The 15,970-nt window shown below is 42.0% G+C and carries 18 protein-coding genes; 1 reads left to right on the top strand and 17 read right to left on the bottom strand.

The window, feature by feature from the left end; genetic code table 11:
- Nucleotides 1–14 precede the first annotated feature (14 nt).
- Nucleotides 15–584, bottom strand: a complete 570-nt coding sequence (locus MHB37_RS14715; protein WP_076186025.1) for a TetR/AcrR family transcriptional regulator — start codon at nt 582–584, stop codon at nt 15–17.
- 1,557 nt (nt 585–2,141) lie between these two features.
- Here MHB37_RS14715 and MHB37_RS14710 point away from each other — a divergent pair.
- Nucleotides 2,142–2,576 carry a DUF4395 domain-containing protein gene (locus tag MHB37_RS14710; protein WP_076126204.1) on the top strand — a complete coding sequence of 145 codons (435 nt, stop codon included), beginning with the start codon at nt 2,142–2,144 and terminating at the stop codon, nt 2,574–2,576.
- A gap of 11 nt (nt 2,577–2,587) precedes the next feature.
- Here MHB37_RS14710 and MHB37_RS14705 read toward each other — a convergent pair whose 3' ends face one another.
- The 16 genes from MHB37_RS14705 to mraY all read right to left on the bottom strand — a co-directional run bounded on the left by MHB37_RS14705 (nt 2,588) and on the right by mraY (nt 15,896).
- A complete protein-coding gene (locus MHB37_RS14705; RefSeq protein WP_076190055.1) occupies nt 2,588–3,121 on the bottom strand; it encodes a hypothetical protein in 534 nt (177 codons plus the stop codon).
- A gap of 64 nt (nt 3,122–3,185) precedes the next feature.
- Nucleotides 3,186–3,626, bottom strand: a complete 441-nt coding sequence (locus MHB37_RS14700; RefSeq protein WP_076218016.1) for an NUDIX domain-containing protein — start codon at nt 3,624–3,626, stop codon at nt 3,186–3,188.
- A gap of 26 nt (nt 3,627–3,652) precedes the next feature.
- Nucleotides 3,653–4,528, bottom strand: coding sequence for a serine/threonine protein kinase (locus MHB37_RS14695; protein WP_405169530.1), 876 nt, complete (start codon nt 4,526–4,528; stop codon nt 3,653–3,655).
- Between the two features lie 46 nt (nt 4,529–4,574).
- Nucleotides 4,575–4,844 (bottom strand): PQ-loop domain-containing transporter, encoded by a 270-nt coding sequence (locus MHB37_RS14690; protein WP_076126195.1) that lies wholly within the window; start codon nt 4,842–4,844, stop codon nt 4,575–4,577.
- A gap of 79 nt (nt 4,845–4,923) precedes the next feature.
- Nucleotides 4,924–5,913 carry an ROK family protein gene (locus MHB37_RS14685; RefSeq protein WP_076190051.1) on the bottom strand — a complete coding sequence of 330 codons (990 nt, stop codon included), beginning with the start codon at nt 5,911–5,913 and terminating at the stop codon, nt 4,924–4,926.
- Nucleotides 5,914–5,949: 36 nt separating this feature from the next.
- The gene (locus MHB37_RS14680; protein WP_339248566.1) at nt 5,950–7,449 is read right to left on the bottom strand and encodes a PLP-dependent aminotransferase family protein; all 1,500 of its coding nucleotides are present in this window, start codon (nt 7,447–7,449) and stop codon (nt 5,950–5,952) included.
- A 31-nt stretch (nt 7,450–7,480) separates the two neighbouring features.
- Nucleotides 7,481–7,792, bottom strand: coding sequence for an AzlD domain-containing protein (locus MHB37_RS14675; RefSeq protein WP_036686713.1), 312 nt, complete (start codon nt 7,790–7,792; stop codon nt 7,481–7,483).
- A complete protein-coding gene (locus MHB37_RS14670) occupies nt 7,789–8,505 on the bottom strand; it encodes an AzlC family ABC transporter permease (RefSeq protein ID WP_076190048.1) in 717 nt (238 codons plus the stop codon). The genes MHB37_RS14675 and MHB37_RS14670 overlap by 4 nt, the downstream gene beginning before the upstream one ends.
- 148 nt (nt 8,506–8,653) lie before the next feature.
- Nucleotides 8,654–9,757, bottom strand: a complete 1,104-nt coding sequence (locus tag MHB37_RS14665) for a PRK06851 family protein (protein ID WP_339248564.1) — start codon at nt 9,755–9,757, stop codon at nt 8,654–8,656.
- A 135-nt stretch (nt 9,758–9,892) separates the two neighbouring features.
- On the bottom strand, nt 9,893–11,425 hold the full coding sequence (locus MHB37_RS14660; RefSeq protein ID WP_339248561.1) for a M56 family metallopeptidase: 1,533 nt from the start codon (nt 11,423–11,425) through the stop codon (nt 9,893–9,895).
- Between the two features lie 11 nt (nt 11,426–11,436).
- On the bottom strand, nt 11,437–11,796 hold the full coding sequence (locus MHB37_RS14655) for a BlaI/MecI/CopY family transcriptional regulator (RefSeq protein WP_076126183.1): 360 nt from the start codon (nt 11,794–11,796) through the stop codon (nt 11,437–11,439).
- A 201-nt stretch (nt 11,797–11,997) separates the two neighbouring features.
- On the bottom strand, nt 11,998–12,438 hold the full coding sequence (locus MHB37_RS14650; RefSeq protein ID WP_248548331.1) for an NUDIX hydrolase: 441 nt from the start codon (nt 12,436–12,438) through the stop codon (nt 11,998–12,000).
- A 67-nt stretch (nt 12,439–12,505) separates the two neighbouring features.
- A complete protein-coding gene (locus tag MHB37_RS14645; protein WP_076126181.1) occupies nt 12,506–13,126 on the bottom strand; it encodes a thermonuclease family protein in 621 nt (206 codons plus the stop codon).
- A gap of 152 nt (nt 13,127–13,278) precedes the next feature.
- Entirely contained in the window at nt 13,279–14,442 is a 1,164-nt protein-coding gene (locus MHB37_RS14640; protein ID WP_248548176.1) for an MFS transporter, read from the bottom strand.
- A gap of 82 nt (nt 14,443–14,524) precedes the next feature.
- Nucleotides 14,525–14,836, bottom strand: coding sequence for a helix-turn-helix transcriptional regulator (locus MHB37_RS14635; protein WP_248548330.1), 312 nt, complete (start codon nt 14,834–14,836; stop codon nt 14,525–14,527).
- Nucleotides 14,837–14,942: 106 nt separating this feature from the next.
- Entirely contained in the window at nt 14,943–15,896 is a 954-nt protein-coding gene (mraY, locus tag MHB37_RS14630; protein WP_076305483.1) for a phospho-N-acetylmuramoyl-pentapeptide-transferase, read from the bottom strand.
- Nucleotides 15,897–15,970 lie beyond the last annotated feature (74 nt).

Below are 15,970 nucleotides of genomic sequence, written 5' to 3'. Positions count from 1 at the left end.
CTATTTGTCTGTATCTAACCAAGTATTACTGGGATAAACTTTGCCGCCGCGAGAAGCGGTTGTTCCTCCCGAAAAGTCAGCGTCTGGAGAAGCGCCCCTTCAAATAAAGAGATTACCACTGAAGCCTTATCGGCCGCGGGCTTGTTCTCTACGCCCTCATCCAAAAGACGTTTCTTGATCACATCCTGCAAGTCCATAAACACAGATTTACATGCAGTCCGCAGCTCCTCACTAATACAGGATGTCTCCGCCGCCAACCAAAAACTAAACGGAACAATCCCTTCGTATGAGGATTCCACAGCATCTTTAGCCATTCCTAGAATGAAATCCTCCATTGCCTCAGACGCACTCTTGCTGTTCTCCATATGATGTCTAAGCTTCTGCGCGACAACTTCACTAGTCCGGTTAATACATGTTAAAGCCAGTTCTTCTTTACCGTGAGGAAAGTAGTAATAAAGAGACCCCTTCGGTGAATCGCTGTCTTTAATAATCTGATTCAGTCCTGTTGCATGATATCCCTGAGAAAAAAACAATTTCGAAGCTGTGTCCAAAATCGCCTCACGCGTATTCGGCTTGTTCGACAAGCTGACACTTCCTTTGCATTATAACAATTGGTCTACATAATAAAACCATATTTCAAAGAGATATGTCAACACATAAATTACTTAAATTCAAAGTAATTTTGGTGGAATATCGTGGGGGTTGGGTTGGGTTGGGTTGGGTTGGGTTGGGTTGGGTTGGGTTGGGTTGGGTTGGGTTGGGTTGGGTTGGGTTAGCTCCATCCTCCCTATCGGACTCAGATGCAGCTATTTGCGCTAAAACATGCTTTTGGGCTCATTTTCGGACCTGAGCGCCGCTATTCCCCTGAAACCGGACTTTTTTTATCCCTTTTTGTGCTCATAGCTGCATTGGGGGCCGATAATTACTCAAAAGGTTACTTTTCCAGCATATAAGGACTCTGGGGTCCGATAGCTCCTAACTTCGAACATCCTTCTACTTCACATTTACTTCTCATCGAGCTATTAGCTTCATTAGGTCGCACACATGCCTCACCCTATTTCCGCGCATGCATTTGTCCGTGTACTCCCTTGCTTCACACTTACTCCCATACTTTTGTTTTCCATGTACTACACTTGCTCTCAAGCTAACATTTCTATCGGACTCAGATGCAGCTATTTGCGCTAAATCATGTCCTTTCACAATTTTTCGGACCTCACCGTCGCTATTCCCCTCAAACCGGACTGTTTTCATCCCATTTTGTGCACATAGCTGCAATGGAGTCCGATAATTACTCAAAAGGTTACTTTTCCAGCATATAAGGACTCTGGGGTCCGATAGCTCCTAACTTCGTACATCCTTCTACTTCACATTTACTTCTCATCGAGCTATTAAGCTTCATTAGATCGCACACTTGCCTCACACTATTTCCGCGCTTGCATTTGTCCGTCTACTCCCTTGCTTCACACTTACTCCCACACTTTTGTTTTCCATGTACTACACTTGCTCTCAAGCTAACATTCCTATCGGACTCAGATGCAGCTATTTGCGCTAAATCATGTCCTTTCACAATTTTCCGGACCTCACCGTCGCTATTCCCCTCAAACCGGACTGTTTTCATCCCTTTTTGTGCTCATAGCTGCATTGGGGTCCGTTAATCTTTCAAAAGGTTACTTTTCCAGCAAATAAGGACTCTGGGGTCCGATGGAGTGAATGAGATGGGGTGAAGCAGATGAAGTGAAGCAGATGAAGTGAAGGAGATGGTGTGAACGAGAGAAGGCCCAATGTGCTGTGGAGAGGAGGTGAGGACGTAATGTGCTGGGTGGGTGGGATGCTATTAATGTCCATCTGTATTTTCTCAATAAATTACTACCTGCCTCCATCCAGCCCATCTGCTCCTTCTGTCCCCACTCGCCCCATTTGCTCCATCTGCCCCCTTCTAGCCCGTCTGCTTCATCCGCCCATCTGCTTCATCTGCCTCCATCCGCCCCATCTTCCCCATCCGCTTCCAGCCATCTCCATACATTCTCTCTCCCTCACTAAATTAAATCCCGACACCCCACGTCCGCTTGAAATTATCTACTTCCCATTCCCACAATCCCAGCGTATACTATAATTATTCCAATGAGAAAGGTGTGAATAAAATGCAAAACGTGCCCAAAGGAATTCCCCGGCCATTAGTAAAAACTAATCAGGCGTTTATCGTCATTTCTGTAATATTAACATGGCTAACAGGACAACACTGGATACTAGCGCTGCCCTTGTTTGCCGGATTGCTCGGTCTTTTGTTCGGTTATAATCCCATCATTAAGCTAGCTGCCAGGTTTCTGACAAAAGAGCGTTCCCACTATGTACTCGAAGACTGGTCACAACAACAGTTTAATCAAAGCATAGCTGTCTTCTGCCTCGCAGGGGGTCTCATCAGCTTCATCGTTGGCTGGACGATCGCAGCTTACATTTTCACAGCGCTCGTTGCGGTGGCCGCCACTGTGGCAATCCTAGGTTTTTGTATCGGATGTTTTATCCATTATCAATGGAGAATGTACAATTATAGACGTAAACAAAGCAGCACAAATTAAATTTGTTAATTTTAATCTCTCTCTTCTCCAACAACATCCCAGCGATGGCGAAATTTTAGTAACCGTGGATGCAGTGATGAAGGTGCAACTGGCAACAATAACCGAATCTTTACAATCCACTCTTCAAAAGAAGAATAAGACGCAAACTGATTCGCCACCTCAGGCGTTAAATACAGAAAAATCGGCGAAGGATAGATCTCCAAAAGATGCCGCAACGCTGAATCAAGCGGAGTATACTTCTTTCGCTTCCCTTCCAAACTCTCTACCGTGATAAAGCTACGCCCTTGCTCCCTTTTCCATTCATGCAGCCGGTCCTCTCGCTTATAATAAGCGCTCACCGGCTCTTTGGTCATCCGTCGCACCGTTTCCTCATGAAGTGGATATAACACCAGTTTGGTGAAACGCCGGTCAGTTGCAGTTTTCGCCGCCACTTCAAGCTCTTGGTCTGTTATATGTTCAAAAGAGTCGTAAAACACTAAAGTCCCTTTACGTTGCTCAACTGGCGGCTCATAGCCATAGGGTACATGCTGAATGTCTCTTTTCAATGAAATCCCTCCTGCTTGTTCTATTTATTAATCATATCATGTGACAACAGCAGGGCTATCATTCTTATCCTACAGCTGAAGATGAATGGTTAATGAAATCCTGAACTTTTGATATCAAGGCTGGGTAAATCAAGGGATACGTCAGCTCTTTTGGTATCTCAGTAAATCCTCTGATTTCTGCCATCTCATAAGGAGGAAGTTCTGCGAACTGTTCCACATTTGCAAAATATAACTTACCATAATTTTCTGGAGCGTCGATACTAGTGACCCTATAAATAGCTATTGGAAAAAGTGAGAATTGTTCCGCACCCGTTTCTTCATATAATTCTCTGGCAGCAGCCTGCTCCGGGATTTCACCAACCTCTATATGCCCTCCGGCAAACTCCCACGTCGAACGGTTCTGATGTCTCGCTAAGATCCATTCTTCACCATGTTTAACCATAATAACAACGTACTTCAGCTCAACTTCTTTTTCCTTATCCAAATCATAAAAGTTTACCAGCAATTATATCCCTCGCCTTCCCTCCAGCCTCAAACATTTTTTGCCGCATCCCAAGCCAATTTAAATTCCGCTATATTCCGATACCGCTGCTCCCTCACCGCACTGACAGCCCGCAAAGCAACCTCGTAGAGGGCTTGGCTGGTTTCCCATTTTGCAAACGATCGATCGGATGCTCCTCCTAACAAAACAAATGCTGTGGCGCCCATATTAAATACATTCGTAACTTCATCAATCGGCGCATCCAAGCTAAACTCTTCCGGTGACTTAAATCTGGATGAACCCCAGAAGTTCTCTCCCAGATCATTTACAGTAGGCTTACGTCTATAATAATCAATATCACAAATTTTAGTTTCATCGTTTACAAAATCATATAGAATACTTCCATCATAAAAATCGACAGCCACATAACCCTGTAACTCCACATATTCATGAAACGAAAAGATTACATCTAATGAAGACAGACGTTTTTCAACGGATAATTGCTTATAACGAAAAAAAGGCGACTCCGGATGACTCAGCTTCGCTTCTCCCGCAAACAGCCAATGCGAATGTAAACATTCACCTGCAAACCAATCAAAGACTGCTACATACCCCGACTCAACTTCAAAATGTGACAGTAGCGTGATCAGCGCATCATATCTAAGTTCGTTATATAACGGAATAGCTTCAATTAAACGGTTAACAGCATCCTGAGGATTCCCGGCATAAGTCAAAGGTTTCTCCCCAGCAAATTTCACAAAATACTTCTTCCCCTCCTGCTCCACACCAAAAGAAAGATTTCCGGAGTCTTGCTGATCGAACACTTTAAACACTTTTCCCAGCTTAGTTAACCAAGCAAAATCACAGGCTTCCTGCAATTGAAAAATTACCGCATCGATTTCATATGTATAATATTTTTCGCGCAAATTAACCTCCTACATTCATTATCTAGATTATATCTATTAGCTTCATTCATGGTCTTGTTCGATATTTAATCACTAGAATAATAACCAGCAATACAACACATAAAGACATCGTATTCGTAATCAAAAAAGCTAATCCAACCCCCGTAACCGCCAAACTGATCGCATAAGCTTCCATTAAACTAATCCCGAGCAGCATAAGTAAATACGATTTGAGATTTAAATCGGCTACGGATTTTGATTTGAGGATTTGAACAATCTGCGGGATCCATCCCAAAGAAAGAATCACTCCACCTATTAATTGCATGATTGCAAACATAAGAGCACCTCCACGGTTTTATACAGTTGTATTCCGGGCGGCTCGATCTGGTTCCATTTCATGTAAAAAACAAATAACACTAAGCAAAGTTTAATTTCCCTGCATCTTGCAGCTTACTATACGCATAAGAGGCCGCACCTATAGTTCCTGCTCGACTCCCAAGCTCTGCTTGAACAATTTTACACTTACTGCTTGATAGCTTCAACGCATGCTGATGCACAGTCTCTCTTACAGGTTGGAGCAATTTATCTCCCGCCGCTGCCATTCCCCCACCTACAATAATAAGATCCGGGTTGAGGATATTCACAACATTCGCTAATCCAAACCCAAGTATAGTTCCAGTCTCCTGCATTACTTCCATAGAGAGAGCGTCTCCAAGTTCGTAAGCCTCAGATATCATTAACGCGGTAATTTGCTCATCTTGATCCTTAGTCCAAGTCTGAATTATACTTGTTCGACCTTCTTTCAGCTTTTCTTTAAAAGTATTCACCATGCCAATCGCGGACACATATCGCCCCAAACAACCGGAGCTTCCACATTTGCAGGGACGCCCGTTCCTGTACATATTCATATGCCCAATTTCACCAGCGCTATAAGACGTACCGTAGATCACTTTTCCGTCGTTCACAATACCCGACCCTAATCCCGTTCCCAAGGTAATCAGAACCAGATTGTTATACCCTCTTCCTGCACCTTGTTGCCATTCACCATAAAGATTAACCCTAACATCATTATCAATAAAAGTAGGAAAGTCATAGAATTTTTTCATCTCATCTACAACATGTACATGCTCCCAATCCGGAAAATTCGGTGAGAAAAAAGAAATTCCCGTTACTGGATCAAGTAATCCTGGCACTCCGATTCCCATTCCTTCTACCAAATCTAATGGAATATTCGCTTCATCCGTGATTAAACGTACTGCTTCTCTAATCCGTCCCAACACATGGGCCGGGCCCTTAGCAGCCTCTGTTGGTATAGATCTTTCTTTTACAGCTATAAAATCAGTATCGTAAATCCCTGCTTTAATATTGGTTCCGCCAAGATCAATCCCTAACATATACCGTTTCATAAAAACCTCCAGAATTAAGTATTCTATCGTTTTCGATTAAGTTCTAGTACTAACTGCCGCTTCCGTTTCAGCTAACATCAAGCGGTTCACACCCATCTTAATCTGATTCTCGGTGAGATTGGAATAACCAAGTAGAAAGACAGGACCTTGAGGTTTAATGCCCACAAAATAAGAAGACGCAGGATAAACCCGAACTCCATAGCGTAACGCCAATTCAGCTATACGATGCTCTTCGGCATTGGATTCCAGCTCAATTAATAAATGAAGACCCGCCTCTTCCCCATAATAGCGGACACGACTGCCAAATTCAGCATCCAAACTTTTTACTAGACAAGCCCTGCGGGCAGCATAAAGTTTCCCCATCTGCGTAACATGCCTTGCATAATGTCCATTCTGAATAAATTCCGCCAACGCTTCCTGATCCAAAGCAGAAGACATACGATCTGTTATCCATTTGACCGCCAAAAAAGGTTGAATCAAAGTCGGAGGCAATACAACATAACCTATGCGCAGAGAAGGAAATAACACTTTACTAAAGCTGCCTACATAAATTACTCTACCCTCAACATCTAGTCCAGCAAGTGATGATAGCTTCGGCCCCTCGTACCTGTATTCACTATCATAATCATCTTCAATAATAAAAGCTTGATGGGCTTTGGCCCATTCCAGTAACTGCACTCTTCGTTTCATCGACAGGGTCACCCCGAAAGGAAACTGATGCGAGGGAGTGACATAAGCTAGTTTTGGTTTTTTATGAGGACCTTCTTTGATGGTATCACAGCTTACTTGGAGCTCATCTACAGAGATACCCTCTAGGTCAACTCTGATGGGTGTAACCACCGCTCCAGCGAACGAAAAAATCTCCCGCACAACGTTATGTGATGGATCTTCAACAATAACATGATCACCTTTTGAAACAAAAATTCTCGATAATATATCCAATGCCTGCGTTGCCCCGGATGTAATCACAATTTGCTCCGGAACCACGGGCATCGAACGTGTGGACCGTAATAAACGTGCAATCTCTTGGCGTAGTCCCAAAGAGCCCTCGACCGGGCCGTAACCCAAAGTATCAGGAGATGCACGACGACAGGCATTCATTAATGCTTTTTGCCACTGATCCATTGGAAAAGCGTCCCATGCAGGTACACCGTGCCGAAAATTACATAATACTGTGTTCAAGTCGTTTTCTATAATAGAAGTAGGATTGAGTGTTAGGAAATCAGGACCCTTCGTTATAAAATTGTAAGGGTTCTCAGAATCCTGGGGGTCTTTCTCCTCCACCGGCAGCCCCGTTATATAGGTTCCTGCCCCTTTTCTCATCTCCAGATAACCCTCTGCTTGAAGTAGCTCGTAGGATTGAAGAATTACACTTCTGGATACTTCCAGTTGATTGGCCAAAGTCCTTGATGGAGGCAGTGAATCCCCCCCACTTAAAGCTCCTGAATGGATAGCATTACGAACCTGCTCATAAATTTGACGGCTTAATGGAATAGGTCTTTGTTTATCGAGAGTAATCAGCAATTCATGCTTCATAAGATTTCCTACCCTTCTAATCCGGGTTTTCTTAATGGTTCATAGTAAGGATTTTTACAATTAGTGCTGCAGAAACAGCGCCTAAGATCACGAGTAACAGCGGGATTTTCCTAATTAATACCAGTATAACAGCGACTATACCCGAAGCGATACCTACAAGATTGTCATCTGCGTCCACCTGAAATATCCCAGGAACCGTTAAAGCACTAAGAACCGCGATAGGCAAATATTCCAACAAAGCTTGGACTTTGGAAGAGCCATTCGTATGCTTTGTCAGCAGCAAAGGTACAAAACGAAATGAAAATGTAAGGATTGCCATCCCGATAATGATCAGAATAGTCATACGGATACCTCCTTTTCTACTTCAGCTTGCTTTCGAAATAAGGAGCCTACTGCCATACCCATTAACATAGCTGCAAGTATCGAGGAGTTTCCAAGTACGGGATGTAGAAGCCATGAAGAACCCGCCGCTGCTAAACATATGGCCAAATTCCGAATGCTTCCCTTTAGTTGTGGCACTATTAGTGCTATCAGTAAGGCATATAATGAGGTGTTCAAAGCAGGTAAGTATATAGCCGGAATGTAGGATGCCAGCGATATTCCCGCAGCTGTTGCCAGCAAATTTGCTATATACGGAGGAATTTGTAGACCCAGCAAATATGGAAGTTTTATATTTTCTTTTGAATGATTGCGGGGGATCATACTAACAGCGTACACTTCTTCTGTTAAACTGAACCCAATCCAGACTTTGGACAGTGAATTGATTGTACGGTCAAGCTGACCCCCAAAAGATAGGCTTATAAACAAATATCTTAAATTAATGATCAACGTAAGCAGCAGGATCATTGGAGCGGCGGCACCAGCGGCAAGCATTTTCACGCCAATAAATTGGCTGGCTCCCGCAAATACGAGCGCTGACAATAAGAACACTTCCAGACTCCCCAGGCCTAATCCCTTACCGACCAATCCAAACGTAAAACAAGCAGGAATAAATCCTGCAACAATAGCTACAGAATCCTTAAGACCCGTTCTAAACATCACTTTCTGATCACTCATAAGTTTCTCTCTCCCTTATCGTTGTCCCTAGAGAGAGCATACTTGGATACAATTCTGGTGGAAATAACCGCATGGGTGCGTATGTACCATACCAATTTCTTGACATAGAAAAAAGACCGCCCGCTAAGAGAGCGATCTTTAATGAAGGTTAAACCTCCTGAGGACTTTCTACAATCCCGCTGATTTCTTGTTGAATTTGGGATTTAATCTGATCTACATGGTCAAAATCTGTAGCGTCGGCATAGATTGTCTTTAACTCATCCAAAAATACTTTGGCATCAGTCAGATGTTGAATGGATTGTTTCATGGTGCTGGAATATCGCTCTTTAATACTTGCGATGGCTTCGGCAAAAGCTTCATCCGTACCTGGCTGAATGCACCGTGAATACATATCAACAATCTCGTCGGTAGCACGATCAGGGAAATACTCATGCGGAGCTGTGCTGTCAAAAATAGCAAACCCAAGCTCGCGTACGATAATCATATCAAGGCTGTTCGGATCGAAACCACAGTGGTAAATCTCAACATTGACACCACGTTTTATTCCTTCAGCCGCCAATTTTTTTAAAAGTGTAGATTTACCGGAACCCGCGCGACCTTTTACAAGATATCTTTTTAGCCCTGCGGTTAAATTAGGTACAAAATCCACTGCACCCTTAGGCGTAGCTGCACCTAAAAAACGGTGATCCACCCGGCTTACTTTTTCGAAGTTCTGATCACCATACAGAAGTTGAATATACTCCTGAGTCAGCTCATCAGCGGCTTGGAAATTCATTGTCGCAATATAAATCGCTTCCCATTCGTCATGAATGCGGAGTGCTTCAGCAAAGCCTGAATAAGCGAGTTCATGCTCTTCCGTGTACTGATCAACTAAGCTGTCGATCTCAATACAACGCTGGCTTAACTGGAGCGTATCGACGGCCTGCTCCAAATTCACATGTATGATGGCCTCTTCAGGCAATTCTGGCTTAATGACCCGTGGAGCCGTACCATCTATAATTCCTACTTTTAATTCAGGAATAACCACTCCGTCGAGTGAATCATTATCTGACGCTGTGTGAATTAACCAGATCTCATAACCTTGTTGAGCCAGAAGATCTCCGATTTCTCGAATGATTCTAGTTTTCCCCGTACCGGGGCCTCCTTTTAAAACAAACAAACGTGTTAAACCTTGCAATGACGACTCATAGAGGTTAGAGAAGCCGTGAGCTGTGTTGCCGCCAGCAAAGAAATTCAGGATTGTTCCGTCCATAATCGCACACCTTTCCGGGCTGATGTCATGTTTCATTGTTCATCTTATTAACGTTCTGCGGGAAGGGTGACGCTTTAGAAATCGAAGTTAAGCAGGAATCTAACATTTATGTGACAACACACTCTTAGATTATTCTTAATTGTATTTGCTCAGTATCTCTTTCGCTTCCCTCTGCGTCATATTTCCTTGCTTGACTTGTTGCTCACAGTAAGGTTTAACCTTAGCAAGAAGCTCTTCCTTCGTGTCAAACGGGCCAAATGAGATAACCTCACCGTTGTCCGACGAAATGGTTTCACTGTAGACAGAAGTACTTATTTCAGTCGCATTAGAGGACAACATCATGTCGTCCTGACCATTCACGGTCTTTGAAATTTTTGTCCCGTTCTTAATATCAGCAAGATTTTTTTCATACCTAGCGATAACATCATCCACACGCTTCTGTGTCCATGTGAACCACCCATCTCCTGAGGTCCATGCTTTTCCTCCAATTATTTTTGGGAGTTCTATTTTTTCATCTTCGAGCCAAGCTTTGTATTCATCATAAGTCCACCATTCTACATCTGAAACGGGATATTTTGCTTCATACTCCACTTGGCTCATCCATGTCTTTCCTCCATTCGTTGAGTACTGAATATTATCATTGTCCCCACGAGTCAACACAGATGAATCTTGATTCGTCTTCAAGCCAACAGACTTCGCTGAACTGGTTGCAAAAACAGCCGTAGCCCCAACAACTAAGACAATGGCTAGAACAGTCGCAGCGGTGGTCGTTTTTTTCATCTTCATAATCATCATAATCCTTTCTTCAATCGCATTTTTTGAAAAATGATTGCTTAAAGGGTTTAGCTTATTCTTTCGTTCTTCCATTGTTATAAGAGACATCGCATAAGCTCTTTTCGTTGTTTCGCCAAATGATCGCACAACCGTTTCATCACAGGAATGTTCAATATCACGATTAGCCAGCATATACATGACCCACACTAACGGGTTAAACCAATGAACACAGAGAACAGCTGTTAATATCAGCTTCGTTATCTGATCGAATCGTCGAATATGTACTAGTTCATGCATAAGAATGTATTGTATCTGCTCAATATTACTCCAGTCTGTATTTTTCGGCAGTAGGATTACTGGATGCTTAATTCCATAGGTTAGGGGTGAACGGATTAAATCCAATTGCCGGATCTGTATCGTGCGAGTCAACTTATGTTCATCTAGCCACTTCAAAGCAACTGGATGATCAACAGGCAAAGAAGCATGAAATTCTCTTCGACATTTCACATAAGTGATGATGAAGTACAATGCGGAAATAACCATACCCATTATCCAAATGACTAAGATAGACGAGATAGCAAAAGACAAATGGTTATTAATCGACTGAACCTCAGACGTCGAAGTCGAACCTACTAGATTCATGGTTAAGGTTAGTGGGGAGGACGGATTAACGAAAGTCACATTGTTCGAATTATTCAAAGGTAAACTATCAACCCATGTGTAAATACTAAATGGTGACGGCAAAGAAAAGGGAATCAGTAGTCTGTATACAACCACCCCCCATAACACCATAAAGGTTTTCTTAGGCAGCTTATTGATGACCAGCGCTCGAATGACAATAATAGCCACGATCATCACCGCAGCAGTAAAACTCATATTCATAAAGGTGCTCATAGGCCATCACCTCATTCAACGTTATCGACGATTTGTTTGAGCTTCTCAATCTGTTGAGCAGATAATTTCTTACGCCCAAGTAAGGATGCAAATAACTTGTCGACAGAACCATTGAACACCTTGTCAATCAGCTCATCTGTCTCCATTTCTTGTACCTGCACCTTAGCAATTAACGCATGACACATAAAATTAGGTTCATAGCGCTCAATTGCACCTTTACCAATACACTTTTTGATAACAGTATAAGTTGTATTCATATTCCAACCAATCTCAGCCTTCAAAATATCAGAAATTTGTTTGGCAGACCTATCTCCTTCTTTCCATAACACTTCCATTACTTTAAGTTCCGAATCAAAAAGTTTAATAGTCATTTAAATCATCTCCTTACACTATTGCAATAGTTTGGGTCTTGGATACAGACTACTCCAATAGTTTGACGAAGTCAACACTGCTGCTATAGTTATTTTCAACAGGAAAATTCGTGGTTGTACTGAAACTTCCGAGGAAATGGCAAACTAAAGAAAGGGCTACCACTAGGCAGCCCTCTTTAATCTTTTGAATACCATCCGACATCACTTCACAAAACGATCCAAAAACCTCTTAATGACGGGAACATCTGGAGGAGACAGCTCGCTTGGCAATTCTTCATAACAAAAAAAACGCAATTCTTGCACTTCAATTCCATCTACTTTTAGCGCCCCATCAAAGTCTGTGCATAGATACGCAGCCACAACATTATATACTTCATCCCCGTGCGGGTATTTATAATAAAGATCTTTTCCAGAGAACATGTCGAACAATTCAAGACCTTTGGCTGTTAAGCCCGTTTCCTCAAAAAGCTCCCTCTTAGCGACCTCTTCTAAAGTCTCCCCAAGCTCCATCGAGCCACCTGGCAAACCCCAGCATCCGTTGTCCGTTCTACGTTGTAATAATAATTGATGATTGCTGCACAATAAAACACAGGCTCCTGCCATTATAAGCGGTCTGGTACCTACCAGCTTTCTTAACTCCATAATATAATCGCTCAAAAAACTACATCCTTTCTTCTAATAGGCTCAAATATCCTAAGCTAATTAAAGTTTATTTCTTTTTCTGCACATGAAAACCATTGTCTTGTGCGTAATTTTCAATGCTCCAAATACCTATTCCCCGCTCTCGCGCCTTATCCTGAATCGCTCGAAATTGATCTACGTATTTTGTATTAGGTGCAAATACATAGGCTACACGTGCATAACCCTGCTCTAGCAGAATCTCATTGAACATTTTCCCATCTATATAGAGGTAACAAAGTAGGCGGCCATATTTGTCCCGCTCCGATACATCAAGTTCAATTTGTACATCTTTATCCGTAAGCATCTTTTTGGCGAAATCAGAAGCTTCTAGCGAAAAGGGCTGTGGTTCGGGGATGTTCGGATTCACTGACTCTGGAGTATCAACCAGCAATAAACGAATGGTTTCCTTTTTGCCGCCTATAGTCAGCTTCATGGTGTCACCATCGACTACTCTTGTTACCTTTGCATCTATTAAACGTTTGTTGTCCTCTGTTGTATTGTCTGGCGTAGAACCCAATCCAGAACTGGAATCAGCCGTAATCGTTGGAACTGGCTCTAAAGTAATCTGCTCGGCTAAGTTGCAGGCAGTTGTTGTTCCAAGTAAGAGTGTGATAGCTAGAAAGCTTTTTACTAGATAAATCTTATTCATTGATAACCTCTTTCTTATACACGTATGTAATTTCATGGGGTCTATTAAAAATAAATTAAAAAACTTAAAAACACAAGACTGTACTACTAATCATAGAAAACAGCGACAGCCGTGTACCAGAAAAAAGATACTTGGCTATCGCTGTTTCGCCTTTACTCTACCCCGTTTAATTTGGAAATCTTTATTTTGATTATGATCGATAAGAAAGCAAGCAGGGAAAACATAATTCCGATCCAGATGAGTTGCTGTATTCCTGCATGAGAAATAAACCAGCCACCGATAGCAGTCCCTATAGTAATTCCAAGGTTGGAAAATGAGATAAACAAGCTGTTACCGAATTCGGGAGCTTCTTTCGCTTCGGTCGTTAACCATGCTTGACTGACAATCAGTCCGCCGGAATGCACTGCCCCCCAAATGATTATGATAACAACCATCGGAAGGAAATAAGAACCTAGATAATATACGAATAAGTAAGTTACCGCATATAACAATGGAAACATGATAACGGTCTTTGTAATGCCTTTATGCAAAAGGCTTCCAAATAAAAAATTCCCAAAAATCATGATTATCCCAAAGGCCATCAACATGATACTAATCCATGACCCGTTCATATGTGTTACCTGCCCAAGATATTCAGCAAAGTAACTGTACACAGAAAACATAGCTGCAAAGATAAAAATAACTGCCACAATATTTAACCACAATAGGGGTTTGCGTAAAATACCAAGTTGTTTACCATATGACATTTTTTCTTTAACTGGCATGGAAGGAAGCCAAGCTAGTATTCCTAAAAAGGCAATTATACTTACGACAGCTCCAAACAGAAAAGCGACTTCTAACGAAATTTTGTCCGCGAGATAAGAAGTCAAAGGCACACCAAAAGCAAACCCGACCGTTATTCCGGCGAAAACCTTTGTAACTGCTTTGGTGCTCTTTTCCGGAGGGACAAGTTGGGCAGCGGTAACAAGTGCAACTGAAAAAAACACGGGATGAAAAATAGCAGGGATAATACGGAAAATCAGCATTACTTCAAACATGGTCGTATACGCATAAACAATATTTGAAATTGCAAAAATAAGCACAGCAGTTAATAGAATTATTTTACGATTAATTCCAGAAGCCAATAAGGTCAGAAATGGACCTGAAATAGCAACAACTAAAGCAAATATACTTACAAGCCATCCAGACTGAGAAGTTGATATATTAAATTTTTGAGTTACCTGTGGCAGAACACCTATAATCCCCATTTCCGTTGTAATAATGCCAAATACGCCTAAAGCCAAAATAATAATAAGCAAAGGGTTAACCTTTTTCATTTTAAAATAATCCTCCATTTATATTTACATATTTAGATTTGTAGATATGTATTACCAAAAAAAAAGCCCTTCCTCCTTTCTCCTATAGTTTCTCTTTAATATACTCGGAAAACTCTTGAATTGTCTTTTCGTTTCGACGATAATACGTCCACTTCCCAATTCGCTCAGATTCCAGCAAACCAGCTTTTTGCATAGTCAATAGATAGCTCGAAATAACCGACTGTGCAAGCCCCGCTTTAGCTTGAATATCTCCCACGCAAATCCCAATTTGAAACTTTAGGCCTTGTTGTAAATAAGGCTTTTCATCAAAAAATTCCTCGGGAGTTTTTAGCCATATCATAATTTGACTGCGAGTCTCGTTAGACAACGCTTTGAATATCAATAAAGGTTCCATGTGTTCCATTATATCTACTTTTATAGATTTGTAAATACAAAAGATGCCGATGTCTCGTTGTTGCAATAACATTATGTAGAGTCATGTTTCGTATCGAATTGTTCGTTTAGTGAATTAAATATTTCCAAATCAACCAGCACAGCAGTACGGATACCCACGAAATGAAACCGAAAATCATCACGATTTTGTTCTCACTCCATCCGTATTTTAAGCTGAAGTGGTAATGGATCGGAGCCATCCGAAATAGCCGCAGCTTCGTCCGTTTGTAGTACCAAACTTGTAAAATGACCGACAACTGCTCCGCAAAATAAATGAAAAATAAAATTGGAAGCAAGAGCTCAACCTTTTCAATGACAGCCAGAACGGAAAGGGAGCCACCGATCGCCAGTGATCCAGTATCGCCCATAAACGCTCTTGCAGGATAAATATTGTAAAGCAAAAGCCCTAGCAGACAACCGATCATAACAAGTGAAAATGTCTGCACTTCAGGTTTGTCCGAAATCATAAAAAAGAAAAAATACGACGGTATGGCAACATTGATCAATAGCCCATCGAGACCATCTGTAAAATTGATGGCATTCGCGGAGCCGACCACAAACAGCAAAATGATGGCCACATAAAGGTACACAGGCAACTGCAGATTTTGGCCTTTAAATAACTCGATATTACTCGTCAGGCCGAACGAATGGAACAACACATATAATATAATTCCAGTAAAAAGAAATTGAAGCACTAGTTTTGAGCGGCCGCTGATGCCGGATGGATTTTGCCAAAAAGCCTTTTTGAAATCATCCAAAAATCCGACTGAACTAAACAACAAAAACGTAACGCATAAGAGTAACATTAGAGGCCCGGGTTGAAACTGCAGCGAAATCGCTATCCCGATAAGCAGGATCAACCCTGCCATTAGTGGTGTACCCCGTTTGGCCTGATGCTCTGCTGGAAGCTCGGCACGAATCGGCTGCGTTAACCTCAGTCTATGCAGCGTCCAGATTAATAGAGGCGTAAACACCGCCACCAGAAGAAAAGACAGGCCGGAAACAGCCAGAATTCCATACATACAACGAACTCCCCTCTTTGAAAAAGATCATTTATAATACTCACAAAATATTTCTAGAGTTAATGAGGTCGTCT

Source organism: Paenibacillus sp. FSL H3-0286, assembly GCF_045040705.1.
GTDB lineage: Bacteria > Bacillota > Bacilli > Paenibacillales > Paenibacillaceae > Paenibacillus_AQ > Paenibacillus_AQ odorifer.
This window is presented reverse-complemented; position numbering and strand designations above follow the sequence as displayed.

Bases quoted from the DNA above. Each gene is read 5' to 3' on its own strand.
- MHB37_RS14710 (WP_076126204.1), top strand. From the start codon at position 2,142: ATGCAAAACGTGCCCAAAGGAATTCCCCGGCCATTAGTAAAAACTAAT.
- MHB37_RS14690 (WP_076126195.1), bottom strand. From the start codon at position 4,844: ATGTTTGCAATCATGCAATTAATAGGTGGAGTGATTCTTTCTTTGGGA.
- MHB37_RS14685 (WP_076190051.1), bottom strand. From the start codon at position 5,913: ATGAAACGGTATATGTTAGGGATTGATCTTGGCGGAACCAATATTAAA.
- MHB37_RS14680 (WP_339248566.1), bottom strand. From the start codon at position 7,449: ATGAAGCATGAATTGCTGATTACTCTCGATAAACAAAGACCTATTCCA.
- MHB37_RS14675 (WP_036686713.1), bottom strand. From the start codon at position 7,792: ATGACTATTCTGATCATTATCGGGATGGCAATCCTTACATTTTCATTT.
- MHB37_RS14670 (WP_076190048.1), bottom strand. From the start codon at position 8,505: ATGAGTGATCAGAAAGTGATGTTTAGAACGGGTCTTAAGGATTCTGTA.
- MHB37_RS14665 (WP_339248564.1), bottom strand. From the start codon at position 9,757: ATGGACGGAACAATCCTGAATTTCTTTGCTGGCGGCAACACAGCTCAC.
- MHB37_RS14660 (WP_339248561.1), bottom strand. From the start codon at position 11,425: ATGAGCACCTTTATGAATATGAGTTTTACTGCTGCGGTGATGATCGTG.
- MHB37_RS14655 (WP_076126183.1), bottom strand. From the start codon at position 11,796: ATGACTATTAAACTTTTTGATTCGGAACTTAAAGTAATGGAAGTGTTA.
- MHB37_RS14650 (WP_248548331.1), bottom strand. From the start codon at position 12,438: ATGGAGTTAAGAAAGCTGGTAGGTACCAGACCGCTTATAATGGCAGGA.
- MHB37_RS14645 (WP_076126181.1), bottom strand. From the start codon at position 13,126: ATGAATAAGATTTATCTAGTAAAAAGCTTTCTAGCTATCACACTCTTA.
- MHB37_RS14640 (WP_248548176.1), bottom strand. From the start codon at position 14,442: ATGAAAAAGGTTAACCCTTTGCTTATTATTATTTTGGCTTTAGGCGTA.
- MHB37_RS14635 (WP_248548330.1), bottom strand. From the start codon at position 14,836: ATGGAACCTTTATTGATATTCAAAGCGTTGTCTAACGAGACTCGCAGT.
- mraY (WP_076305483.1), bottom strand. From the start codon at position 15,896: ATGTATGGAATTCTGGCTGTTTCCGGCCTGTCTTTTCTTCTGGTGGCG.